This window comes from Streptomyces sp. NPDC104831, assembly GCF_055583025.1.
Genome location: NZ_JBVJOT010000001.1, coordinates 262,680 through 284,012, shown reverse-complemented (window position 1 = coordinate 284,012; position 21,333 = coordinate 262,680). Strand labels below are relative to the sequence as shown.

The window sequence follows — 21,333 nt, the reverse complement described above, 5'->3', positions numbered from 1 at the left end:
GTCGCGCCTTCCCCGCGGGGGGGGTTTTTTTTCCCCATGGCCCCCACCAAAAAACGTCCCCCTCCCCCCCCCCTTGGGGGGGGGCCCCGGCCAGCGGCCTGTCGACGGTGTCACCGAGCCCTGTCGCGACGCGTCTTGATCCCGGTGAGGTCCAGGTCCATCGAGAACGGCACGTCCAGCTTCATCCGCTCGCGGAAGATGCCGGTGCTCGTATAGGTGCCGGTCGTCGGCTCCAGCTCGAAGACGTGCACGGCGGCCCGGCCGTTCTCGTTCTCGACCCGCCAGTAGTGGGGGATCTTGGCGCGGGCGTATTTGAGGGGCTTGGTCTCGCGGTCGCGGGAGACGGATTCCTCGGAGACGACTTCGATGGCCAGGACGACGACGTCCGCCGGGAAGCGTGTCTCGTTCGGAGTCACCTCCTCCGCGCGCACCACCACCACGTCCGGCTCCGGCCTGTTCTGCCGGTCGATGTCGATCGTGAACTCGCGGACGACCTCGAGATCGGCGGGTGCGAGAGACTGAAGCTGCCATTCGAAGAAGCTCACAGTGCGCGAATGAAAGAAGGTCTGCGGACTCACGAAGACCAGGCTCCCGTCGATCAATTCCGTATGCGGAGGAAGATTCGGGAGGCGGTCCAGGTCGTCGGCGGTCCAGCCGCCCTTCGGCGGGGTCGGCCAGCTGGACGCGGACGCCTTCGGTGCGACGCTCATCAGTGCTCCCATGGGACGGAGTCTCGCCGGTGCGTTCAGACTATCGGCGGAAAACGGGCAGGTCTTCCGCGAACGTGTGAACGGCACTCGTGTGCTTGACGTGAGATTCATCGGCCGGCCTGTGGACAACTCCGGGGCTGTCGGTGCGGGCCCCTATCGTTGAGGGAGCGGTCGAGGGACGGCACACGGGGGACCGGCGGGGACAGGACGATGGGCGTGATGGGCGGAGTCAGCGAGATGCCACAGGTGACCGAGGGGCCGGGCGCGGCCGACAGCGAGGCGCTGGCCACGCTGCACCGGGTCTTCGGATACGACGCCTTCCGGGGCGAGCAGCAGGCGATCATCGAGCACGTGGTGACGGGCGGCGACGCCGTCGTGCTCATGCCGACCGGCGGCGGAAAGTCGCTGTGCTACCAAATCCCCGCCCTGGTCAGACCCGGTACGGGCGTGGTGGTCTCCCCGCTGATCGCGCTGATGCAGGACCAGGTGGACGCCCTGCGCGCCCTCGGCGTGCGGGCCGGGTTCATGAACTCCACGCAGGACTTCGACGAGCGGCGCACGGTCGAGGCCGAGTTCCTGGCGGGCGAACTGGACCTGCTGTACCTCGCGCCGGAGCGGCTGCGCCTGGACGCCACGCTGGACCTCCTCTCCCGCGGCAAGATCTCCGTCTTCGCGATCGACGAGGCGCACTGCGTGGCCCAGTGGGGCCACGACTTCCGCCCCGACTACCTCGCCCTGTCCCTGCTCGGCGAGCGCTGGCCGGACGTCCCCCGGATCGCCCTCACCGCCACGGCGACCCGCGCCACGCACGAGGAGATCACCCAGCGGCTGAACCTGCCGGCGGCCCGGCACTTCGTCGCCAGCTTCGACCGGCCCAACATCCAGTACCGGATCGTGCCCAAGGCCGACCCGAAGAAGCAGCTCCTCGCCTTCCTGCGGGAGGAGCACCCGGGGGACGCCGGCATCGTCTACTGCCTCTCGCGCAACTCGGTGGAGCGCACGGCGGAGTTCCTGAGCGCCAATGGCATCGAGGCGGTGCCGTACCACGCGGGCCTGGACGCGGCCACGCGCGCGGCGCACCAGTCCCGGTTCCTGCGCGAGGACGGCCTGGTCGTGGTCGCGACCATCGCCTTCGGCATGGGCATCGACAAGCCGGACGTACGCTTCGTCGCCCACCTGGACCTGCCCAAGTCGATCGAGGGGTACTACCAGGAGACCGGCCGCGCGGGCCGCGACGGACTGCCGTCCACGGCCTGGATGGCGTACGGCCTGAACGACGTCATACAGCAGCGCAAGCTGATCCAGTCCGGCGAGGGCGACGAGGCGTTCCGCCGCCGGGCCGCCGCGCACCTCGACGCCATGCTCGCGCTGTGCGAGACCGCCCGCTGCCGGCGCGGCCAGCTGCTCGCCTACTTCGGCCAGGACGCCGACGCCGGGGCCTGCGGCAACTGCGACACCTGCCTCACCCCGCCGGAGACCTGGGACGGCACGGTCGCCGCGCAGAAGGTGCTGTCCACGGTGGTGCGGTTGCAGCGGGAGCGCGGGCAGAAGTTCGGCGCGGTGCAGATCGTGGACATCCTGCTCGGCAAGCGCACCGGCAAGGTGATCCAGTTCGACCACGACCAGCTCTCCGTCTTCGGCATCGGCCAGGACCTCGGCGAGGGCGAGTGGCGGGGCGTCATCCGGCAGCTGCTGGCGCAGGGGCTCCTCGCGGTCGAGGGGGAGTACGGCACGCTGGTGCTCACCGAGGCGAGCGGCGAGGTGCTGCGCCGCGAGCGGGAGGTGCCGCTGCGCAAGGAGCCGAAGAAGCCGGCCGCCTCCCGGTCCCGCGCCGCCGGTGGCTCCGGTGCCTCCGGCGGCAAGGCCAAGGCCGTCGCGGCCGAGCTGCCCGACGCGCTGCTGCCCGCCTTCGAGGCACTGCGGGCCTGGCGCGCCGAGCAGGCCCGGGAGCAGGGCGTCCCGGCCTACGTGATCTTCCACGACGCCACCCTCCGGGAGATCGTGCTCCGCCGGCCCGGCTCGGTGCGGGAGCTGGGCACCGTGAACGGCGTCGGGGAGAAGAAGCTGGCGACCTACGGCGAAGGCGTCCTCAAGGTGCTGGCCTCCCTGGACGGAGCCGTGCCGTCCGCCGAGCCCGACGCCGACGTACCGGACCCGGACTGGCCCGAGCTGTCCGGCGAGCCGGAGCCGGAGCCCGACTGGGTCTAGCCGGCCCCGGCCCGCCGGGGCGGTGCCGTCAGGACAGCGCCGACAGCCCGGGGGCGAAGGTGATCAGCAGCGGCAGCAACGGCACCAGCGCGGCCACCGTCGTGGTCAGCGCCCGGTGCCGGCGCAGCAGCCGGGGCGGCGGCTCCAGCAGCCGGTCGACCCGCTCGCCCAGCAGATGGCGGCTGGAGTCGCAGGACAGCACGCCCCGGTGCTGGTTCAGCTCGATCAGGGCGAGGGCCGTGGTGAGGTGCCCGCAGCGCCGGGAGGCCGCGTCGTCCGCGGCCAGCTCGACCAGGCGGTGCGTCTGGTCGCAGAAGTGGGCGAACAGCGGCACCCGCGGAAAGCCCGTGGCCAGCGCCGTGGACAGGTGCAGCAGCCAGTCGTGGTGGGCGCGGGCGTGACCGCGCTCATGGGTGAGCACGGCGTCGAGCTGGAGGTCGGTGAGGCGGTGCAGCGCCCCCGTGGTGACGACCAGCTGCGCCGGGTGTCCCGGCATCCACCAGGCGTCCGGGTACTCGTCCTCCAGCACCAGCATCGGCCCGCGCGGCGCCCGCAGCCCCGGCGGCAGCTCGGGGGCGCGTTCGCGCAGGTGCGCGCGGGCCTGGCCCCGGCTGCGGCGGGCCTCGAAGAGTTCCCGGGCCAGCATCGCCGTCGTCCAGGCGGCCCCGCAGGCCAGCAGCAGGGTGAGCGCGGCGGCCCACACCGGGGCGGTGGACAGGTCGTAGGCGGCGGTGACGGCGGGCGGCGCGGGGGCGAACACCCGGTCGCGGACGGTGTGGAAGACGGCCGCCGCGCCCAGCACCAGCGCGGTCAGGCAGCACAGCAGGACGGTGGCGACCAGGCACTGCCACACCCACAGCGCGACCACGGGTTCCCGCTCGGGCCAGGCCGCCCGGGTCAGCGCGCGCGGCGCCGGCACGGCGGCGGTCAGGGCGACGACGCTCAGCAGGAGCAGGCAGACGGTCATGCCGGGGCTCCGGTTCCTGGTCGGAAGAGGGGTGCGGGTGCGGGGTGGTGCGGGGCACGCGACGCACGGCCGCACCGGGTGCGTGCGCGTGTCCCCGTCAGTATGGCGAAGAAGGGCGTGCGAGTCAGGTGCCGGCGACGATCCGGCCGGACTCGGTCCGGACCGTCCGGGTACCGCCCGCCGCGCCGTGGCTCAGTCCGCGACGACCCGGCCCGTGACCTCGCCCAGCCCCACCCGGCCGCCGTTCGGTCCGGGCGCCCAGGCCGACAGGGTCACCACGTCCCCGTCCACCAGGAACGTCCGCTCGCCGTCCGGGAGTTCGAGCGGGTCGCGGCCGTTCCAGGTCAGCTCCAGCAGCGAGCCGCGCTGGTCCGCGGCCGGGCCGCTCACGGTGCCCGAGCCGTACAGGTCGCCGGTGCGCAGCGAGGCGCCGTTCACCGTCATGTGGGCGAGCTGCTGGGCGGCGGTCCAGTACATGGTGGCGAACGGCGGCTCGGAGACCACGTGGCCGTTGACCGCGACGGAGATCCGCAGGTCGTAGCCGCCGGGTTCCACGCCGGGCGCCGTGTCGTCCAGGTAGGGCAGCAGCGGGTGCGTGCGCTGGGGAGGTGCCACGCGGGCGTCGTCCAGCGCCTCCAGCGGGGTGATCCACGCCGACACCGAGGTCGCGAAGGACTTGCCGAGGAACGGACCGAGGGGGACGTACTCCCAGGCCTGGACGTCCCGCGCGGACCAGTCGTTGAGCAGGCACAGCCCGAAGACGTGCTCGCGGAAGTCGCCGAGCGCGACCGGGCGGCCCTGCCGCGAGGGCACGCCCACGACGAAGCCGACCTCGGCCTCGATGTCCAGCCGGATCGACGGGCCGAAGACGGGCGCCGGGTCGGCGGGGCTCTTGCGCTGTCCCGAGGGCCGTACGACGTCCGTGCCCGAGACGACGACCGTGCCGGCGCGGCCGTGGTAACCGATGGGCAGGTGCTTCCAGTTGGGGGTGAGGCTGTCCTCGGCGTCCGGGCGGAAGATCCGGCCGACGTTGCGGGCGTGGTGCTCCGAGGCGTAGAAGTCGACGTAGTCCGCCACCTCGAAGGGCAGGTGCAGGGTCACCTCGGGCAGGGGGTGGAAGAGGGGCTCGACCGTCGGGCGGTGGGCCGGGTCGGTGATCCAGGACGTGACGGCGTGCCGTACCTCGGACCAGGTGGCGCGGCCGGCGGCCAGCAGCGGGTTGAGGGTGGGGGCGGCGAGCAGCGCCTGGTGGGGCGAGTCGACCGCCGCCGCCGCGGCGCCCGCGTCGAGGACGTGGTTCCCGAGCCGGACGCCGATCCTCCGCTCGGTGCTGCCGAGGGGCGAGAACACGCCGTAGGGGAGGTTGTGCGGGCCGAAGGGGTCGCCCTCGGGGACGTCGAAGGGGGGCATGGGTGCTGCCTCACTCTCATCCGTGCCATGCATGGCGAAGCGTTCCATGTGGTCGGGCCACACGTTACGGCCGACACGCGTGTCATGGGCAGTGCCTCGGGGGGCGTACGGGGTGGCCGGGAGGGCCGCTCCCACCGTCGGGGCCGACCGGGGGACATGACGGCCGTGCGGCCGCTCGCCGGCCCCGGGTGGCGCCGCGCCACCGTCATCGGGCTTTGCGCGGGGGCGACTTGGGGCCACGCGGTGTGCGATCGCGGGGAACGAGGGGTGAGTCGGCGGGCCCCGGTGTCCGTATTCTCTGGGCATGGCACCCTCCCCGGCATATGCCCTCATCGCCACTGACCTGGACGGGACGCTGCTGCGCGGCGACGACACCGTCTCCGACCGGTCGCTCGCCGCGCTCGCCCGGGTGGCGCGGGCCGGGGCCCGGCACCTGGTGGTCACCGGCCGCCCGGCGCCCCGGGTACGGCCCCTGCTCGCGCGCCTCGGCTGCACCGGACTGGCCGTGTGCGGTCAGGGCGCGCAGGTCTACGACGCCCGGACCGGCCGTCTGCTGTGGTCGGTCCGGCTGGACCGGGAGCTGGCGGAGACCGCGCTCGGCAAGATCGAGGCGGAGGTGGGGCAGGTGTACGCGGCGGTCGACCAGGACGGCGTGGACGGGCTCACGCTCATCGAGCCGGGCTACCGGATGCCGCACCCGACGCTGCCCGCGGTCCGGATCGGCCGGCGTGCCGAGCTGTGGGCCGAGCCCATCAGCAAGGTGCTGCTGCGCCACGCCGAGCTGTCGGACGACGAGTTGGCGGCCGTGGCGCGCTCGGCGGTGGGCTCGCTGGCGAGCGTCACCATGTCGGGGCCGGGCACCGTGGAGCTCCAGCCGAGCGGGGTGACGAAGGCGACCGGTCTGGCGCTGGCCGCCGAGCGGCTGGGGGTCGGCGCCGAAGGGGCCCTCGCCTTCGGCGACATGCCCAACGACATCCCGATGTTCCGCTGGGCGGCGCGCGGTGTCGCCATGGCCGACGCGCATCCGGAGCTGAAGGCGGTGGCCGACGAGGTCACGCTGTCGAACGAGGACGACGGGGTCGCCGTCGTCCTAGAGAGACTGTTCCCGGCCGCCTGACCACGGGGAGGGGCGGCGGCCGGGCCGGTCAGTAGGCGCCGAAGACGTTGTCGATGGAGCCGTAGCGGTCCGCCGCGTAGTTGCAGGCGGCGGTGATGTTCGCGACCGGGTCGTAGATGTCGAAGGACGTCCCGGCGACGTGGTACGCGTTGAAGGTCGGGTCGATGACCTGGAGCAGCCCCTTGGACGGGATGCCCTTGGCCGCGTTGGAGTCCCAGAGGTTGATGGCCGCAGGGTTGCCGGAGGACTCCCGGATGATGTTGCGGTGGATGCCGTTGTAGGTGCCCGGGATGTTCTTCTCGGCCATGATCGCGAGCGATTCGCGGATCCAGCCGTCGAGGGTGTTCGGGTATCCGGCCGGGGTGGTGGACACCGCCGGGGCCGCGGCGGGGGCGGCGAGGGCGCTGCCCGCGCCGATGAGCGGCAGGGCGAGGACGGCGGCGCCGGTGCAGGCGGCGGCGAGGGCGCGGACGAGGCGGGCGTTCCGGGTACGGCGGTGCTGAGCGGCAGCAGGCATCGAAAGTTCCTCTCCGGCGCCTGCGAGGTGAGCTGTCGGGTTCGGGCGGGGAGGCGCCCGGCCGTGCCCGGGAGGAGGCACGGCTTCACCCCGAGCCGTGCCGGCGCGGCGCATGCCGTCCGGCGCGGCGACTTACCTGGGTCCCCCGCTCCTGCCGTACGAATGAGTTCGTGAATGGGTTTCGCGGACGGCGGCAGGATTAGGCGTCCGCCCGACGGCCCGGAACGTATGCGAGAGCACATGTCGGGAACAAGTACCGGATTCCCGCAATGCGCCATTTGAACTTGATCGACTCCGTATGAGGTACTTGATCCTTTGCGATCGCCAATCCCCAACTGGCCGACGGGGCAAGGGTCTGAGGGGGGTGGGGCGCGAGGGGTGGGCCGATCGGGCGCGTGACCCAATTCACGAAATAGCAAAAGACTTCAAATCAGACATGGGGGATTAGTGGGATTCGGGTCCGAAGTCCGAGTCGTGGTGGAACCCGGGACGTGATGCCCGTCGTTGCCGTGGAGGCGGCGAGGGGAGGGCGGGGGTGAGGAAGGTGCGGAGAGGTCGCGACACGGCATCCGGATTACTGTTAAGTCGATATATGTCCCTTATTACCGTGTGATCAAAACCATGCCGGTCATGGTCCGGTACCACCCGAGCTGGACCGGTGGGCGCTATCGGTGATCGAAACAGGACCGGATACGCTGACTTGAGTGATGGCAGCGACCTATCGACAAACCGTGTAATCGCCAGCAGACACCAGCAGACAGGAGACCCCTCGTGACCGTCGTCGGGCCGTTCGGGCTGAGCGTGCGGGACCAGGCTCTCGAAGCCGATGTCCAGGCCGGATTGGCGGCTGTCGAGGAAGGCTTGCTCGATGCCACCAAGAGCGAGGTCCCGTTCATCACCGAGGCCGCGCAGCACCTCGTACGGGCCGGCGGGAAACGATTCCGGCCACTGCTCGTGATGCTCGCCGCCCAGTTCGGCGACCCGTACGCGCCGGGGGTCGTGCCCTCGGCCGTGGTCGTGGAGCTGACCCACCTGGCCACGCTGTACCACGACGACGTCATGGACGAGGCGGCCGTGCGCCGCGGGGTGGACAGCGCCAACACCCGCTGGGGCAACTCCGTCGCGGTCCTCACCGGCGACTTCCTCTTCGCGCGCGCCTCCCAGATCCTCGCCGACCTCGGCCCGGAGGCGGTCCGGGTGCAGGCCCTCGCGTTCGAACGGCTGGTCACCGGGCAGATCCTGGAGACCGCCGGCCCCTCGGACGGCCGTGACCCGGTCGAGCACTACCTGGACGTGCTGGCCGGCAAGACCGGCTCCCTGGTGGCGGTGTCGTGCCGGTTCGGCGCGATGATGTCCGGCGCGGGCGAGCGGGTCGTGGACGTGCTCACCCAGTACGGCGAGCGGCTCGGCGTCGCCTTCCAGCTGGCGGACGACGTCCTGGACATCGCCTCCGACTCCCACGAGTCCGGCAAGACCCCGGGCACCGACCTGCGCGAGGGCATCCCGACCCTGCCGGTGCTCCGGCTGCGCGAGCGGGCCGCCCGGCTCGGGCTGGCCGAGGACATCGCGCTGTGCGAGCTGCTGGACTCCGACCTCGGCGACGACGCCCGGCACGCCCGGGCGCTGGCCGCGCTGCGCGCCCACCCCGCGCTGGAGCAGGCCCGCCGGGACACCGTCCGGTACGCGGAGGAGGCGCGGGCCGCGCTCGCCCCGCTGCCGGAGTGCGACGCCAAGGCCGCCCTGGTGGAGCTGTGCGACGCGGTGGTCCACCGCGCCGGCTGACCGCACCGGGGCCCCACCGGCCGGCCCCGGAGCGCCTCCGGGCGACCTCCGTATCACCCGCTCGGCTGACGTTCGTACGGTCACACCCCGCCCGGCCGTCGTACCGCCGTACGACTGCGGGCGTACCGTCACGGGCTGGTCTCCGCCCGGCCCCGTCCCTCGTACGGCCGCAGCCCCCACGACCCTTACGGGTCGGGGAGGATCCGGCCGTCGGGTGTCATACCGCAGGCGTAGACGCGGTTGCCTCCGAGGGCTGACGCTTCCGCGCCGCCGATTTGGTCATATGGAAGCCACGGACATCACCACTCCTCACCGATTCGGGTGAGAATGGCGGCTCAGGGTTGACCAGCGTGAGAACGGCCGCCGCCGACGACGGAGGTAAGGCACACATGGCACCGTACGAATCCGACGACACAGTGGGCGCCGCGCGGGACGAGGACCCGCGCTCCGGCCGGCGCACAGCCGCCCGGTACGCCGTCCCGGTCGCGGTGGTGGGGGTGGCGGCGGCCACGATCGGGCTCGTCCCGGCGCTCGCCGACTCCGGCGACCCCGACCTGCCGAAGATCACCGCACAGCAGCTGATCGAGAAGATGGCCCGGTCGGACGTGCAGCAGCTGTCCGGCACCGTGAAGATCACCACGGACCTCGGTCTGCCCGACCTCGGCGGCCTGGAGGACGGCCTGCTCTCCGGCAGGGGCCAGGACGGCCCCGGGGACGGCTCCTCCGCCGACCCCAAGTCCCGGTTCACCGAGCTGGCGTCCGGCATGCACACCCTGCGGATCGCGGCCGACGGCCCGGACCGGCAGAAGGTGTCGCTGCTGGAACGCGGGGCCGAGTACAGCCTCATCCACCGCGGCGAGGACGTCTGGGGCTACGACAGCAAGAGCAACGAGGTCTACCACTCCACCGCGGCCGGATCCGGCGGGGAGCGCCGGGCCGAGCCGCCGGCCACGCCCAAGGACTTCGCCGACGAGGCCCTGAAGGCGGTGGACGGCACCACGTCCGTCACCGTCGACGGCACCGCGCAGGTCGCCGGCCGCGACGCCTACAAGCTGCTGATCCGGCCCCGGCAGTCCGGCACCACGGTCGGCGCGATCAGCATCGCCGTGGACGCGAAGACGTGGACGCCGCTGAAGTTCACGCTCACCCCGAGGAGCGGCGGGGCCGCCGTCGTCGACGCCGGCTTCACCCAGGTCTCCTTCGCCCGGCCGGCCGCCTCCGTCTTCGACTTCACCCCGCCGAAGGGCGCGAGGGTCACCGAGGAGAAGGACACGGCGGCCAAGGCGCCGGCCCCGAAGCACGGCGAGGACCTCGCCGGGGGCCTTGAGGGGCTGAACGTTCTCGGCAAGGGCTGGACGTCCGTCGCGAGCCTCGACACCGGCGCCGAGGGCGGCCTGCCGACCGGCTCCCAGGAGGGCGCCCTCGGCGGCTTCCTCGGCTCGCTCGGCGACCCGGTCTCGGGGAAGTTCGGAAAGGGCACGGTCTTCTCCACCCGCCTGGTCAACGCCCTGATCACCGACGACGGCAAGGTGTACGCCGGCCTGGTGACGAAGGAGACCCTGGTGAAGGCGGCCGACGCGGGGAAGTGACCCCACCGGGACCGACGAAACGAGGGGAAGCCGATGGACGAGCCGTCCACCGCGGACCGCGCTGCGGAGCGCACGCCTGCGCGCGCTCCGGAAGACCCGCCCGCGCGCCCGCCTGAGGGCCCGTCCCCGGCGCGTGCGCCGGAACGGGACGCCCCGGGGGACGAGCGCGGGGGCGTGCCGGAGGGCGGCCCGGCGAGTGTCATCGACACGCGCGGGCTCACCAAGCGCTACCGCGGCGGGCAGCTCGCCGTGGACGGTCTCGACCTGGCCGTCCCGGCGGGCAGCGTCTTCGGCTTCCTCGGCCCGAACGGCTCCGGGAAGACCACCACCATCCGCATGCTGATGGGCCTCATCGAGCCGACCGCGGGCACGGTCCGGGTGCTGGGCCGCCCCATGCCCCGCTCGGCCCGTACGGTCCTGCCGCAGGTCGGCGCGCTCATCGAGGGCCCCGCCCTGTACGGCTTCCTCTCCGGCCGGGACAACCTGCTGCGCTTCGACTCCGCCGACCCCACCGCCGACCCGCGCACCCGGCGCGCGCGCGTGGCCGCCGCGCTGGACCGGGTCGGCCTCGCGGCGGCCGCCGGCAAGAAGGCGAAGGCGTACTCGCTCGGCATGAAGCAGCGCCTGGGCCTGGCCGCCGCGCTGCTCCAGCCGCGCCGGCTGCTCGTCCTGGACGAGCCCACCAACGGCCTCGACCCCCAGGGCATGCGCGAGATCCGCACCCTGGTCAGGGAACTGGCCGCCGACGGCACGACCGTCTTCCTCTCCTCCCACCTGCTGGACGAGATCGAGCAGGTGTGCACCCACGCGGCGGTCATGGCGCGAGGCCGGCTCGTCACCCAGGGCGCGGTGGCCGACCTGGCGGCCGGGGCCCGCGGCCGGCTGGTGGTGACCACCCCGGACCCCGCCGAGGCGGCCCGGGTGCTGAAGGAGCTGGGCGTCGGCGACGTGACCGCGGACGGCGACCGGGTCACCGGCGAACCGCCCGGCCGGGACCTCGCGGAGGTGACCGCGGCCCTGGTCACGGCCGGGGTCCGGGTCCGGGGCCTGACCGTCGAACGGGCCTCGCTGGAGGACGCGTTCGTGGCGCTGACCGGGGAGGGTTTCGATGTCGCGGGCTGAGCCGTCCGAGGCCGTCGCCGTGCGCCGGCCGAACCCGCTGTGGGCCCTCGGGCTGCTGCGCGGCGAATTCGTCACCACCGTCCGGCGGTGGCGCACGCTCGCCCTGCTCGGGGTGCTGGCCGCGGTGCCGGTGCTGGTCGGGATCGCGGTGCGGATCGAGACCCGGGGCGGCGGCCGGGTGAGCGGCGGAAGCGGCGAGGGCCCGGCCTTCATCGCGCAGATCACCAACAACGGGCTGTTCCTGGTGTTCACCGCGCTGGCCGCGACCCTGCCGTTCTTCCTGCCGATGGCGGTCGGCGTCGTCGCCGGCGACGCGATCGCCGGGGAGGCGGGCGCGGGCACCCTGCGCTATCTGCTGGTGGCCCCGGCCGGCCGCACCCGGCTGCTGCTGACCAAGTACGCCACCGTGCTGGCCTTCTGCCTGCTGGCCACCCTGGTGGTCACCGTCTCGGCGCTGGCCGTCGGCGCGCTGCTGTTCCCGCTCGGCGAGCTGACGACGATCTCCGGCACCCGGATCGGCCTCGGCGAGGGGCTGGCCCGCGCGCTGCTGATCGCCCTGGTCGTCGCGGCCTCCCTGGTGGGGATCGCGGCCGTCGGCCTGTTCGTGTCGACCCTCACCAACAGCGGCATCGCGGCGATGGCGACCACGGTCGGCCTGCTCATCACCGTGCAGATCGTCGACCAGATACCCCAGCTGCACGCGGTGCAGCCGTACCTCTTCTCGCACTACTGGCTGTCGTTCGCCGACCTGATGCGCGACCCCGTCTACTGGGACGACCTGCTGCGCGACCTCGGGCTCCAGGCGCTGTACGCGGCCGTGTTCGGCTCGGCGGCCTGGGCCCGGTTCACGGCGAAGGACATCACCGCCTAGAGGCCGCCGCCCGGGGCGGCGACGGCACCGGCGGTCTCGTGCGGGAAGCGGGCGAGGGGCGCGTCCTGCGCGAAGAACGTCTTGGCGCGCGCCAGCGCACCGGTGTCGCTCAGCACGTCCCCGGGCTTGCTGCCGCTGCCCAGCAGCACCCCGCCGAACCGCATCCCCATGTAGGCGGCCGAGTTGCGCAGGGTGCCGGAGTACGGGTCGGCCACGGACAGCTCCTCGTCCGCCAGCGCGGCGACGCCCCAGAGGGTGCGCCCGGCCATCCGCGCCTTGAAGTCCAGGCCCGGGGTGCGCAGCCAGCCGGACCAGTGGTCCAGGTAGCGCTTGGTCTGGGCGGAGACCGAGTACCAGTACACCGGTGAGGCGATCACGATGTCCGTGGCCGCGAGCGTGGCGTCCAGCAGCAGACCGGCCGGGGTGCCGGACGGCGGCCGTACGTGGTCGCTGTCGTGCCGCAGGTCCTCGAAGTCGGGCAGCGGCTGTTCCGTGAGGTCGATCCAGCGCTGTTCGACTCCGTCGGGGAGCTGCTCGGCGGCCCGGCGGGCCAGCAGCCCGGTGTTGCCCCCGGTGCGGGCGCTGCCCAGGACGAAGAGAAAACGGCGGTCCATGTGGTCCCCCAGGTGCGTCAGGTCGTACCAACGAACAAGGCGTGTGCATTTTATGCATGCGCAACTAACTGGCGCCAGGGTTTATGCCGCCGAGGCGGCTGGTGCGAGGCTGTGACGCCGCGGTGACGCGGCGGGCGTGGGTAGCCGACACACTGGTGGACAGGATGCGTACGACCGGATCGCGACGCCGGGGGACTGGAGGGACACCGATGGCTGGACTCAGCTTCGAGAAGAAGCGGGCGCCGCGGACCGCGGAGTATCCGGCGGCGGTGCCCGTCCGGGTGCACGGCACGGGGAGCGCCTCGGTGGACGGGGTGCCGGTCGTCGCGGCGCCGGGCGAGGAGATCCGGCAGGCCGTGCTGAACCGCCTGCAGAGCCTGGCCATCAGCGTCGGCGCCCCCATACGGGCCACCGTCCACGACGACCTCGCGGGCTGTGTGGTCCCGCTGGAGGTCTCGGCGGACGGCTCCAGCCGGATGACCGGCGAACCGGTCCCGCTGGCCGCGCGCCGGGCACCGGGCGCGGCGCCCGTGGAGGCGACGGCGCCGGGCACCGCCGAGCGGACGCCGGCCGGCGGCTTCGGGCCCCCGCCCGTGATGGACCCCCGGCCGGCCCCCGCCACCGCGCCGGCCACGCCGGGCCCGGGCGCGGGCACGGCCCCGGGTGCGGGTGCGGCGGCCTCGGGCACGGGGGCCGGATCGGGCGGGCGTACGGCTTCGTACGCGGGCGCGGACCTGGCCTCGGTCTTCGGCTCGCCCGTCGACGAGCCGGCGCCCGTCCACACCCCGGCCCGCGGCTTCGACGCGGTCGCCGAGGAGGTGCTCGGCGACGGGCCGCTGACCGAGACCGCCGAGGGCGCGGAGCTGCTCGCCGAGCCGCTGGGCCGGATCAACGAGGCCGTGCGGGCGGGCCGCATCGACGCGGCGGCCCAGCTGGCCGAGCGGACGCTCGCCGAGGCGTCGGCCGTGTTCGGCCCGCACCACGCCGAGGTGCTGCACGTGCGCGAGCTGTCCGCCTACATCGCCTATCTGGCGGACGACCCGGTGCGCGCCTGCCGGCTGTCCCTGGACCTCGCCCGGCTGCGCCGCGAGGCCCGGGACGGGGAGGCCGCCTACGGCAACGTGCGGAGCGCGGCGACCGCCTGGCGTGCCGTGCGCGACCCCGAGGAGGGCCTGCGGCTGGGCCGCGACCTGGTCGACCTGTGGGCGGACCTCGCCGCCGAGCCGGGTCCCGCGGCGGACGATCCGCGCCCGCTGGAGGCCGCCCGCGCCCGCATGGTCCGGCTGGCCGACCGCGCGGCCGGGGCGGCACAGGCGTAGCGGCCCAAGCCCCGGACCCCGCTCCCGGGCGCGGTCCGCGGGGCTACTGCACGCAGAATTCGTTGCCCTCCGGGTCCCGCATCAGGACCCACTCGCCTCCGGGCTCGCGCACCTCCCGTACCACCCGGGCGCCCAGCGCCTCCAGGCGTGCCACCTCCTCCGCGCGCCGCCCGGGGCCGGCGTGCAGGTCGAGGTGGAGACGGTTCTTGCCGGTCTTCGCCTCCGGCACCCGCTGGAACAGCAGCCGCCTGCCGAGCCCGGTGCCGGTCTCGGGGTCGTACGGGTCGTCGGGGTGCCGTACGGCGATCAGGTCGCGGAAGGCGGGCCGCCCGTGGTACTCGACGGTGGCCTGTCCGGGCAGCGCGCCGGCGGACAGCAGCCGTTCGACGAGGGCGCTGTTGTCCTCGGCGGTGTAGTGCAGCGCGGCGGCCCAGAAGTCGGCCTGGCCGTGCGGGTCGGCCGCGTCGATGACGAGTTTCCAGTGCAGTGGGGCGGGCGCCTGTGTGGTCATGGCTCCCACTTATAGCCGCCGGCCCGGACGGAAGGGCCCCTTCCGTCCAGGTCAGACGTCGGCCGGGGCCGACGCGGGGGTCTCGGCGGGGCGGGGCGCCGGCAGGGGGAGCCGGCGCGGGCGCCGGGAGGAGCGCAGCGCGTCGCCCGTGAGCAGCACCAGCGCCAGCCAGACCAGCGCGAACCCGGCCCACCGCTCGGGCGGCATGGCCTCGTGGAAGTAGAGGATGCCGAGCAGGAACTGGAAGACCGGGGCCAGGTACTGCAACAGGCCCAGGGTGGACAGGGGCACGCGGATCGCCGCCGCGCCGAAGCAGACCAGCGGCACCGCGGTGACGAGGCCGGTGGAGGCGAGCAGCGCGGCGTGTCCGGCGCCCTCCGCCGCGAACGTGGCGTTCCCCCGCGCGGCCAGCCAGATCAGGTAGCCGAGCGCCGGCAGGAACTGGATCGCGGTCTCGGCGGCCAGTGACTCCACCCCGCCGAGGTCGACCTTCTTCTTCACCAGCCCGTAGGTGGCGAAGGAGAAGGCGAGGCAGAGCGAGATCCACGGCGGGCGGCCGTAGCCGACGGTCAGGACGACGACGGCGGCGAGGCCGACCACGACCGCCGCCCACTGCACGGGCCGCAGCCGCTCCTTGAGGAGGAGCACGCCCATCGCGATGGTGACCAGCGGGTTGATGAAGTAGCCGAGCGAGGCCTCCACGACGTGGCCCGCGTTGACCGCCCAGATGTACACGCCCCAGTTGACGGTGATCACGGCCGCCGCCACGGCGACCAGGCCGAGCCGCCGGGGCCGGCGCAGCAGCTCCCCGGCCCAGGCCCAGCGGCGCACGAAGAGCAGCAGGACGGCGACCACCACCAGGGACCACACCATCCGGTGGGCGAGGATCTCCGCGGCCCCGGCCGGTTTCAGCAGCGGCCAGAACAGGGGCACCAGGCCCCACATCCCGTAGGCGGCGAAACCGTTCAGCAGACCTGTACGGTGCTCACCCTCGGACTTCCCGGCCACCGGCCCCTCCTTCGTGCTCGCGTGAACCGTGCGGTCGCGCGAGCACGAAGGTAGCGCCGGGCACCCTCCGATGTCATGTTCGTATCGTCATACGGTCATGACAGGGGAGGGTGGTGCGGGTGTGGCGCGGTCCCCGGCCGGACCGGGTCAGCCCTTCAGCGCGGCCGCGACCGCCTGCGCCAGCGGGGTGGTGGGACGGCCGGCCAGCCGGGACAGGTCGCCGGAGGGGACGACCAGTTCGCCCTCGGCGATCGAGGCGTCCACGGCCGCGAGGAGCCCGGCCACCGGAGCGGGCAGCCCGGCGCCGGTCAGGATGCCGGTGAGGTCCTCCACCGAGACCGGCCGGTAGGCGATCTCCCGGCCGGTCTGCCGGCTCAGCTCGGCCGCGTACTCGGCGAAGCTCCACGCCTCGTCGCCGCCCAGCTCGTACGTCGCGTTCTCGTGGCCCTCGCCGGTCAGCACCGCGACCGCGGCGGCGGCGTAGTCGGCACGGGCGGCCGAGGAGACCCGGCCGTCGCCGGCGGCCTGCACCACCGCGCCGTGCTCCAGCACCGGCGCCAGGTGCTCGGTGTAGTTCTCGTGGTACCAGCCGTTGCGCAGCAGGGTGTAGGGCACGCCGGAGGCGAGCAGCACCTTCTCGGTGGCCCGGTGGTCGTCCGCCAGCGCGGCCGTCAGGGTGCCGGGGGCGCTGGTGTAGGCGAGCAGCGCCACGCCGGCCGCCTTCGCCGCGTCGATGACGGCCGTGTGCTGGCGCACCCGGTCCTTGTGGACCTCACTGCCCGAGATCAGCAGCACCTTGTCGCCGGCCGCGAACAGGCCGTCGAGGGTCTCGGGAGTGTTGTAGTCGGCGACGGCCAGCCGCACGCCTCGCGCGGCGAGGTCGGCGCCCTTGGCCGGGTCCCGCACGACGGCGGTGATCCGCTCCGCCGGGACCTTCTCCAGCAACTGCTCGACGACGTGGCGGCCGAGGTGGCCGGTGGCTCCGGTGACGACGATGCTCATGATTCCGCGACTCCTTGGTGGGATGCCTTGATGACACTCACTGTAAAGGTGGCGCTGTAGATTAGAAAGTACCCACTTTGAAGTAAGGTACTGGCATGTCGGTAAGCGAGAGTGGGCCGGTGGGCGAGGGCGGGGCGGACGCCGAGGCGCGGTGCCCGTACCGCCTCGTCCTGGAGCACGTCACCAGCCGCTGGGGCGTCCTCGTGCTGATCGAGCTGCTGGAGCGGCCCCACCGGTTCAGCGAGCTGCGCCGGGCGGTCGGTGTGTCGGCCGGCCGGGCCGTCAGCGAGAAGATGCTCACCCAGACCCTCCAGACCCTGGAGCGCGACGGACTGGTGCACCGGGACGCCAGGCCGGTCATCCCGCCCCGCGTGGACTACTCGCTCACCGGACTCGGCCGCGAGGCGGCACAGCAGGTGCGGGCCCTCGCCCGGTGGACGCGCGACCGCATGGACCGGGTCGAGGAGGCCCGCCGGGCGTACGACGAGGCCCGGGACGCGCGGTCCCGGGCCTCGTGAGTCGGCGGGTGGGTCAGCCGACGACCGTCCAGGTGTCCCCGCCCGCCAGCAGCGCGGCGAGGTCGCCCTTGCCGCGCTGTTCCACGGCGGTGTCGAGCTGCTCGGCCATCAGGGTGTCGTAGACCGGCCGTTCGACCGAGCGGAACACACCGATGGGGGTGTGGTGCAGCGTGTCCGGATCGGCGAGCCGGGACAGGGCGAAGGCGGTGGTCGGCGACGCGGCGTGGGCGTCGTGGACCAGGACGTCCGCCTCGTTCTCCGGGGTGACGGTGACCACCTCCAGGTCGCCGGTGGCCCGGTCGCGCACGACGCCCCTCGCCCCGTCGGCGCCGAACCGGATCGGCTGCCCGTGCTCCAGCCGGATCAGCGCTTCGTCGGCCCGCTGCTTGTCCTTCAGCGCGTCGAAGGCGCCGTCGTTGAAGATGTTGCAGTTCTGGTAGATCTCGATCAGCGCGGTGCCCGGGTGGGCGGCCGCGGCGCGCAGCACCTCGGTCAGGTGCTTGCGGTCGGAGTCGATGGTGCGGGCCACGAAGGACGCCTCGGCACCGATCGCCAGCGACACCGGGTTGAAGGGCGCGTCCAGCGAGCCCATCGGCGTGGACTTGGTGATCTTGCCGACCTCGGAGGTGGGCGAGTACTGGCCCTTGGTCAGGCCGTAGATCCGGTTGTTGAACAGCAGGATCTTCAGGTTGACGTTGCGGCGCAGGGCGTGGATGAGGTGGTTGCCGCCGATGGACAGGGCGTCGCCGTCGCCGGTGACGACCCAGACGCTCAGGTCGCGGCGGGAGGTGGCCAGGCCCGTGGCGATGGCGGGGGCGCGGCCGTGGATGGAGTGCATCCCGTAGGTGTTCATGTAGTACGGGAAGCGGGAGGAGCAGCCGATGCCGGAGACGAAGACGACGTTCTCCCGGGCCAGGCCCAGTTCGGGCATGAAGCCCTGCACGGCCGCGAGGATCGCGTAGTCACCGCAGCCGGGGCACCAGCGCACCTCCTGGTCCGACTTGAAGTCCTTCATCGACTGCTTGGCCTCGGCCTTGGGGACCAGCTGGAGCAGCCCGTTGGTGGCGTCAGTCATCGATGGCCTCCTTCAGCGCCGCGGCGAGCTGTTCCGCCTTGAACGGCATGCCGTTGACCTGGTTGTAGGAGTGGGCGTCCACCAGGTACTCCGCCCGGATCAGGGTGGCGAGCTGCCCGAGGTTCATCTCGGGGATCACGACCTTGTCGTAGCCCTTCAGGACCGTGCCGAGGTTGCGCGGGAAGGGGTTGAGGTGGCGCAGATGGGCCTGGGCGATCGATTCGCCGGCCGTCCGCAGCCGTCGTACGGCGGCGGTGATGGGGCCGTAGGTGGAGCCCCAGCCGAGGACGAGCGTCGTCGCGCCGTGCGGGTCGTCGACCTCCACGTCCGGTACGTCGATGCCGTCGATCTTGGCCTGCCGGGTGCGGACCATGAAGTCGTGGTTGGCCGGGTCGTAGGAGATGTTGCCCGTGCCGTCCTGCTTCTCGATGCCGCCGATGCGGTGTTCCAGGCCCGGGGTGCCCGGGATCGCCCACGGTCTGGCCAGGGTCTGCGGATCCCGCTTGTACGGCCAGAACACCTCGCTGCCGTCGGCCAGCGTGTGGTTCGGCGCCTGCGCGAACCGCACGCGCAGGTCCGGCAGTTCCTCCGGCTCCGGGATGCGCCACGGCTCGGAGCCGTTGGCCAGGTAGCCGTCCGACAGCAGCATCACCGGCGTGCGGTAGGTCAGCGCGATCCGGGCGGCCTCCAGGGCGGCGTCGAAGCAGTCCGCCGGGGTGCGCGGCGCCACGACGGGCACCGGGGCCTCGCCGTTGCGCCCGTACATCGCCTGGAGCAGGTCGGCCTGCTCGGTCTTGGTCGGCAGGCCCGTGGAGGGGCCGCCGCGCTGGATGTCCACCACCAGCAGCGGCAGCTCCAGCGAGACCGCCAGCCCGATCGTCTCCGACTTCAGGGCGACGCCGGGCCCGGAGGTGGTGGTCACGGCCAGGGAGCCGCCGAAGGCCGCGCCGAGCGCGGCGCCGATGCCCGCGATCTCGTCCTCGGCCTGGAAGGTGCGCACCCCGAAGTTCTTGTGCCGGGACAGCTCGTGCAGGATGTCCGAGGCCGGGGTGATCGGGTACGAGCCCAGGAACAGCGGCAGGTCCGCCTGGCGGGAGGCCGCGATCAGGCCGTAGGCCAGGGCGAGGTTGCCGGAGATGTTGCGGTAGGTGCCCACGGGGAACGCCTTGGCGGCCGGGGCGACCTCGTAGGAGACCGCGAAGTCCTCCGTGGTCTCGCCGAAGTTCCAGCCCGCCCGGAACGCGGCGATGTTCGCCGCCATGATCTCCGGCTTCTTGGCGAACTTGGACTTCAGGAACCTCTCGGTGCCCTCGGTGGGCCGGTGGTACATCCACGACAGCAGACCGAGGGCGAACATGTTCTTGCTGCGCTCGGCCTCCTTGCGGGAGAGGTCGAACTCCTTGAGCGCCTCCACCGTCAGGGTGGTCAGCGGCACGGGGTGGAGGTGGTAGCCGTCGAGGGAGCCGTCGTGCAGCGGGTCGCTCGCGTAACCGACCTTCTGCAGGGCCCGCTTGGTGAACTCGTCGGTGTTGACGATGATCTCGGCGCCGCGCGGGAGGTCGCCGACGTTGGCCTTCAGGGCGGCCGGGTTCATCGCCACCAGGACGTTCGGCGCGTCCCCGGGGGTGAGGATGTCGTGGTCGGCGAAGTGGAGCTGGAAGGACGAGACCCCGGGCAGCGTGCCGGCGGGGGCACGGATCTCCGCGGGGAAGTTCGGGAGCGTGGAGAGGTCGTTGCCGAAGGAAGCGGTCTCCGAGGTGAACCGGTCACCGGTGAGCTGCATGCCGTCACCCGAGTCCCCCGCGAACCGGATGATCACCCGGTCCAGGCGCCGCACGTCCTTCGCTTCGCCCGGTTTGCGCTGCTCTCCCACGACGGTTCCGTCGGTCTGCTCCGCTGGGCTGCTGACCTGGCTGGTCACTGAACTGGACCTCCTTCGAGGCGGCTGTCCGGGGCCTGGTCGTCCCACGGACCATCCCAGGATCAACCCTACGTCGGTCAGGGTCGCCCTCCCGAGGCCATCCGCGGATCGGATGCCGTTTTCGAGAGGGCCTGTCGCGCTGGCTTCACATCATGTCCCGCATCACGGAAGCGCCGCTCACGGCGCTTCCGCGCGTCTTCAGGTTTGCTCCCGCGGCCGCCCCGTACGGGCCCTGTTCCAGGGCCTGCCCGAGGGGCCCGCTCAGGAGTTCAGATAGGTGAGCACGGCCAGTACCCGCCGGTGGTCACCGTCGCTCGGGGCCAGGCCGAGCTTCAGGAAGATGTTGCTGACGTGCTTCTCCACGGCGCCGTCGCTGACCACCAGCTGCCGGGCGATCGCCGAGTTCGTCCGTCCCTCCGCCATCAGCCCGAGCACCTCGCGCTCCCGGGGGGTCAGCCCGGCCAGCACGTCCTGCTTGCGGCTGCGGCCGAGCAGCTGCGCGACCACCTCCGGGTCCAGCGCCGTGCCGCCCTCGGCCACCCGCACCACCGCGTCGACGAACTCCCGTACGTCCGCGACCCGGTCCTTGAGCAGATAGCCCACGCCCCGGCTGGAACCGGCCAGCAGCTCGGTGGCGTAACGCTCCTCCACGTACTGCGACAGCACGAGCACCCCGAGCCCCGGGTGCAGCCGGCGCAGCGCCACGGCCGCGCGGACGCCCTCGTCGGTGTGCGTCGGCGGCATCCGCACGTCCGCCACGACCACGTCGGGCAGCTCGCCGCGGCCGTCCAGGTCGGCGATGGTCTTCACCAACGCGTCCGCGTCGCCGACGCCGGCCACGACGTCGTGCCCGCGGTCGGTCAGCAGCCGGGTCAGGCCCTCTCTGAGCAGCACCGAGTCCTCGGCGATGACCACTCGCACCCTGTCCTCCACGATCTTCCGGTCCCCCACAGCGCGATCCGTCACGGCGGCGTCCGCCCCCGGCCGCCCGCCGCCTTACGGACCACCAGCATTCCAGGCTTCGGCCGGAAGCGCCGCCGTACCAGGGGAAAGATCAGGGAGCGGACGCGTT

The 21,333-nt window shown here is 72.9% G+C and carries 19 protein-coding genes and 1 riboswitch; of the genes, 8 read left to right on the top strand and 11 right to left on the bottom strand.

All coding sequences use genetic code 11. The features are described from left to right. Window positions 1–110: 110 nt before the first annotated feature. Window positions 111–710 (bottom strand): Uma2 family endonuclease, encoded by a 600-nt coding sequence (locus tag ACZ63H_RS01350; RefSeq protein WP_469860957.1) that lies wholly within the window; start codon window positions 708–710, stop codon window positions 111–113. A gap of 210 nt (window positions 711–920) precedes the next feature. On the opposite strand from ACZ63H_RS01350, the gene recQ reads away from it, so the two are divergent. Next, on the top strand, window positions 921–2,918 hold the full coding sequence (gene recQ, locus ACZ63H_RS01345; protein ID WP_469860955.1) for a DNA helicase RecQ: 1,998 nt from the start codon (window positions 921–923) through the stop codon (window positions 2,916–2,918). A gap of 28 nt (window positions 2,919–2,946) precedes the next feature. Here the strand turns inward: recQ and ACZ63H_RS01340 are convergent, their stop codons facing one another. Both ACZ63H_RS01340 and fahA read right to left on the bottom strand, forming a co-directional pair. Continuing rightward, window positions 2,947–3,885, bottom strand: a complete 939-nt coding sequence (locus ACZ63H_RS01340) for a M56 family metallopeptidase (RefSeq protein ID WP_469860953.1) — start codon at window positions 3,883–3,885, stop codon at window positions 2,947–2,949. Window positions 3,886–4,077: 192 nt separating this feature from the next. After that, window positions 4,078–5,295, bottom strand: a complete 1,218-nt coding sequence (fahA, locus tag ACZ63H_RS01335; protein ID WP_469860951.1) for a fumarylacetoacetase — start codon at window positions 5,293–5,295, stop codon at window positions 4,078–4,080. Window positions 5,296–5,599: 304 nt separating this feature from the next. Here fahA and ACZ63H_RS01330 point away from each other — a divergent pair, with 304 nt between their 5' ends. Continuing rightward, window positions 5,600–6,412 carry an HAD family hydrolase gene (locus ACZ63H_RS01330; RefSeq protein ID WP_469860949.1) on the top strand — a complete coding sequence of 271 codons (813 nt, stop codon included), beginning with the start codon at window positions 5,600–5,602 and terminating at the stop codon, window positions 6,410–6,412. A 28-nt stretch (window positions 6,413–6,440) separates the two neighbouring features. Here ACZ63H_RS01330 and ACZ63H_RS01325 read toward each other — a convergent pair whose 3' ends face one another. Beyond that, entirely contained in the window at window positions 6,441–6,929 is a 489-nt protein-coding gene (locus tag ACZ63H_RS01325) for a transglycosylase SLT domain-containing protein (protein ID WP_469860947.1), read from the bottom strand. 2 nt (window positions 6,930–6,931) lie between these two features. After that, window positions 6,932–7,112: riboswitch (cyclic di-AMP (ydaO/yuaA leader) on the bottom strand. A 588-nt stretch (window positions 7,113–7,700) separates the two neighbouring features. On the opposite strand from ACZ63H_RS01325, the gene ACZ63H_RS01320 reads away from it, so the two are divergent. From ACZ63H_RS01320 to ACZ63H_RS01305, 4 genes are all read left to right on the top strand, one after another. Beyond that, on the top strand, window positions 7,701–8,711 hold the full coding sequence (locus ACZ63H_RS01320) for a polyprenyl synthetase family protein (RefSeq protein WP_467932627.1): 1,011 nt from the start codon (window positions 7,701–7,703) through the stop codon (window positions 8,709–8,711). 389 nt (window positions 8,712–9,100) lie between these two features. Next, window positions 9,101–10,300, top strand: coding sequence for a LolA family protein (locus ACZ63H_RS01315; protein WP_469860945.1), 1,200 nt, complete (start codon window positions 9,101–9,103; stop codon window positions 10,298–10,300). Window positions 10,301–10,333: 33 nt separating this feature from the next. Further along, the gene (locus tag ACZ63H_RS01310; protein ID WP_469860943.1) at window positions 10,334–11,422 is read left to right on the top strand and encodes an ABC transporter ATP-binding protein; all 1,089 of its coding nucleotides are present in this window, start codon (window positions 10,334–10,336) and stop codon (window positions 11,420–11,422) included. Further along, the gene (locus ACZ63H_RS01305; protein WP_469860941.1) at window positions 11,409–12,293 is read left to right on the top strand and encodes an ABC transporter permease; all 885 of its coding nucleotides are present in this window, start codon (window positions 11,409–11,411) and stop codon (window positions 12,291–12,293) included. The genes ACZ63H_RS01310 and ACZ63H_RS01305 overlap by 14 nt, the downstream gene beginning before the upstream one ends. Here ACZ63H_RS01305 and ACZ63H_RS01300 read toward each other — a convergent pair. Continuing rightward, window positions 12,290–12,907 carry a flavodoxin family protein gene (locus ACZ63H_RS01300; RefSeq protein ID WP_469860939.1) on the bottom strand — a complete coding sequence of 206 codons (618 nt, stop codon included), beginning with the start codon at window positions 12,905–12,907 and terminating at the stop codon, window positions 12,290–12,292. The two genes, ACZ63H_RS01305 and ACZ63H_RS01300, sit on opposite strands and share 4 nt — an antisense overlap. A gap of 209 nt (window positions 12,908–13,116) precedes the next feature. Between ACZ63H_RS01300 and ACZ63H_RS01295 the strand changes: the two genes are divergently transcribed. Next, window positions 13,117–14,226, top strand: a complete 1,110-nt coding sequence (locus ACZ63H_RS01295) for a hypothetical protein (RefSeq protein ID WP_469860937.1) — start codon at window positions 13,117–13,119, stop codon at window positions 14,224–14,226. A 43-nt stretch (window positions 14,227–14,269) separates the two neighbouring features. Here the strand turns inward: ACZ63H_RS01295 and ACZ63H_RS01290 are convergent, their stop codons facing one another. The 3 genes from ACZ63H_RS01290 to ACZ63H_RS01280 all read right to left on the bottom strand — a co-directional run bounded on the left by ACZ63H_RS01290 (window position 14,270) and on the right by ACZ63H_RS01280 (window position 16,747). Further along, window positions 14,270–14,737: a VOC family protein gene (locus ACZ63H_RS01290; RefSeq protein ID WP_467932619.1), complete on the bottom strand. Its 468-nt coding sequence runs from the start codon at window positions 14,735–14,737 to the stop codon at window positions 14,270–14,272. 51 nt (window positions 14,738–14,788) lie between these two features. Then, complete coding sequence (rarD, locus tag ACZ63H_RS01285) at window positions 14,789–15,745, bottom strand: EamA family transporter RarD (RefSeq protein ID WP_469860935.1); 957 nt, start codon at window positions 15,743–15,745, stop codon at window positions 14,789–14,791. A gap of 147 nt (window positions 15,746–15,892) precedes the next feature. Further along, window positions 15,893–16,747 (bottom strand): SDR family oxidoreductase, encoded by an 855-nt coding sequence (locus tag ACZ63H_RS01280; RefSeq protein ID WP_469860933.1) that lies wholly within the window; start codon window positions 16,745–16,747, stop codon window positions 15,893–15,895. A 95-nt stretch (window positions 16,748–16,842) separates the two neighbouring features. On the opposite strand from ACZ63H_RS01280, the gene ACZ63H_RS01275 reads away from it, so the two are divergent. After that, window positions 16,843–17,265 (top strand): winged helix-turn-helix transcriptional regulator, encoded by a 423-nt coding sequence (locus ACZ63H_RS01275; protein WP_469860931.1) that lies wholly within the window; start codon window positions 16,843–16,845, stop codon window positions 17,263–17,265. Between the two features lie 13 nt (window positions 17,266–17,278). On the opposite strand, the gene ACZ63H_RS01270 is transcribed toward ACZ63H_RS01275, so the two are convergent. The 3 genes from ACZ63H_RS01270 to ACZ63H_RS01260 all read right to left on the bottom strand — a co-directional run bounded on the left by ACZ63H_RS01270 (window position 17,279) and on the right by ACZ63H_RS01260 (window position 21,182). Then, the gene (locus ACZ63H_RS01270; RefSeq protein ID WP_469860929.1) at window positions 17,279–18,340 is read right to left on the bottom strand and encodes a 2-oxoacid:ferredoxin oxidoreductase subunit beta; all 1,062 of its coding nucleotides are present in this window, start codon (window positions 18,338–18,340) and stop codon (window positions 17,279–17,281) included. Further along, on the bottom strand, window positions 18,333–20,261 hold the full coding sequence (locus ACZ63H_RS01265) for a 2-oxoacid:acceptor oxidoreductase subunit alpha (protein ID WP_469860927.1): 1,929 nt from the start codon (window positions 20,259–20,261) through the stop codon (window positions 18,333–18,335). Before ACZ63H_RS01265 ends, ACZ63H_RS01270 begins: the two co-directional genes overlap by 8 nt. Window positions 20,262–20,522: 261 nt before the next feature. Continuing rightward, window positions 20,523–21,182 (bottom strand): LuxR C-terminal-related transcriptional regulator, encoded by a 660-nt coding sequence (locus tag ACZ63H_RS01260; protein WP_469860976.1) that lies wholly within the window; start codon window positions 21,180–21,182, stop codon window positions 20,523–20,525. Window positions 21,183–21,333 lie beyond the last annotated feature (151 nt).

What these genes read in the sequence shown, in the direction of transcription:
- ACZ63H_RS01350 (WP_469860957.1), bottom strand. Translation starts at nt 710, where the DNA reads ATGAGCGTCGCACCGAAGGCGTCCGCGTCCAGCTGGCCGACCCCGCCG.
- recQ (WP_469860955.1), top strand. Translation starts at nt 921, where the DNA reads ATGGGCGTGATGGGCGGAGTCAGCGAGATGCCACAGGTGACCGAGGGG.
- ACZ63H_RS01340 (WP_469860953.1), bottom strand. Translation starts at nt 3,885, where the DNA reads ATGACCGTCTGCCTGCTCCTGCTGAGCGTCGTCGCCCTGACCGCCGCC.
- fahA (WP_469860951.1), bottom strand. Translation starts at nt 5,295, where the DNA reads ATGCCCCCCTTCGACGTCCCCGAGGGCGACCCCTTCGGCCCGCACAAC.
- ACZ63H_RS01330 (WP_469860949.1), top strand. Translation starts at nt 5,600, where the DNA reads ATGGCACCCTCCCCGGCATATGCCCTCATCGCCACTGACCTGGACGGG.
- ACZ63H_RS01325 (WP_469860947.1), bottom strand. Translation starts at nt 6,929, where the DNA reads ATGCCTGCTGCCGCTCAGCACCGCCGTACCCGGAACGCCCGCCTCGTC.
- ACZ63H_RS01315 (WP_469860945.1), top strand. Translation starts at nt 9,101, where the DNA reads ATGGCACCGTACGAATCCGACGACACAGTGGGCGCCGCGCGGGACGAG.
- ACZ63H_RS01310 (WP_469860943.1), top strand. Translation starts at nt 10,334, where the DNA reads ATGGACGAGCCGTCCACCGCGGACCGCGCTGCGGAGCGCACGCCTGCG.
- ACZ63H_RS01305 (WP_469860941.1), top strand. Translation starts at nt 11,409, where the DNA reads ATGTCGCGGGCTGAGCCGTCCGAGGCCGTCGCCGTGCGCCGGCCGAAC.
- ACZ63H_RS01300 (WP_469860939.1), bottom strand. Translation starts at nt 12,907, where the DNA reads ATGGACCGCCGTTTTCTCTTCGTCCTGGGCAGCGCCCGCACCGGGGGC.
- ACZ63H_RS01295 (WP_469860937.1), top strand. Translation starts at nt 13,117, where the DNA reads ATGGCTGGACTCAGCTTCGAGAAGAAGCGGGCGCCGCGGACCGCGGAG.
- ACZ63H_RS01290 (WP_467932619.1), bottom strand. Translation starts at nt 14,737, where the DNA reads ATGACCACACAGGCGCCCGCCCCACTGCACTGGAAACTCGTCATCGAC.
- ACZ63H_RS01280 (WP_469860933.1), bottom strand. Translation starts at nt 16,747, where the DNA reads ATGAGCATCGTCGTCACCGGAGCCACCGGCCACCTCGGCCGCCACGTC.
- ACZ63H_RS01275 (WP_469860931.1), top strand. Translation starts at nt 16,843, where the DNA reads ATGTCGGTAAGCGAGAGTGGGCCGGTGGGCGAGGGCGGGGCGGACGCC.
- ACZ63H_RS01270 (WP_469860929.1), bottom strand. Translation starts at nt 18,340, where the DNA reads ATGACTGACGCCACCAACGGGCTGCTCCAGCTGGTCCCCAAGGCCGAG.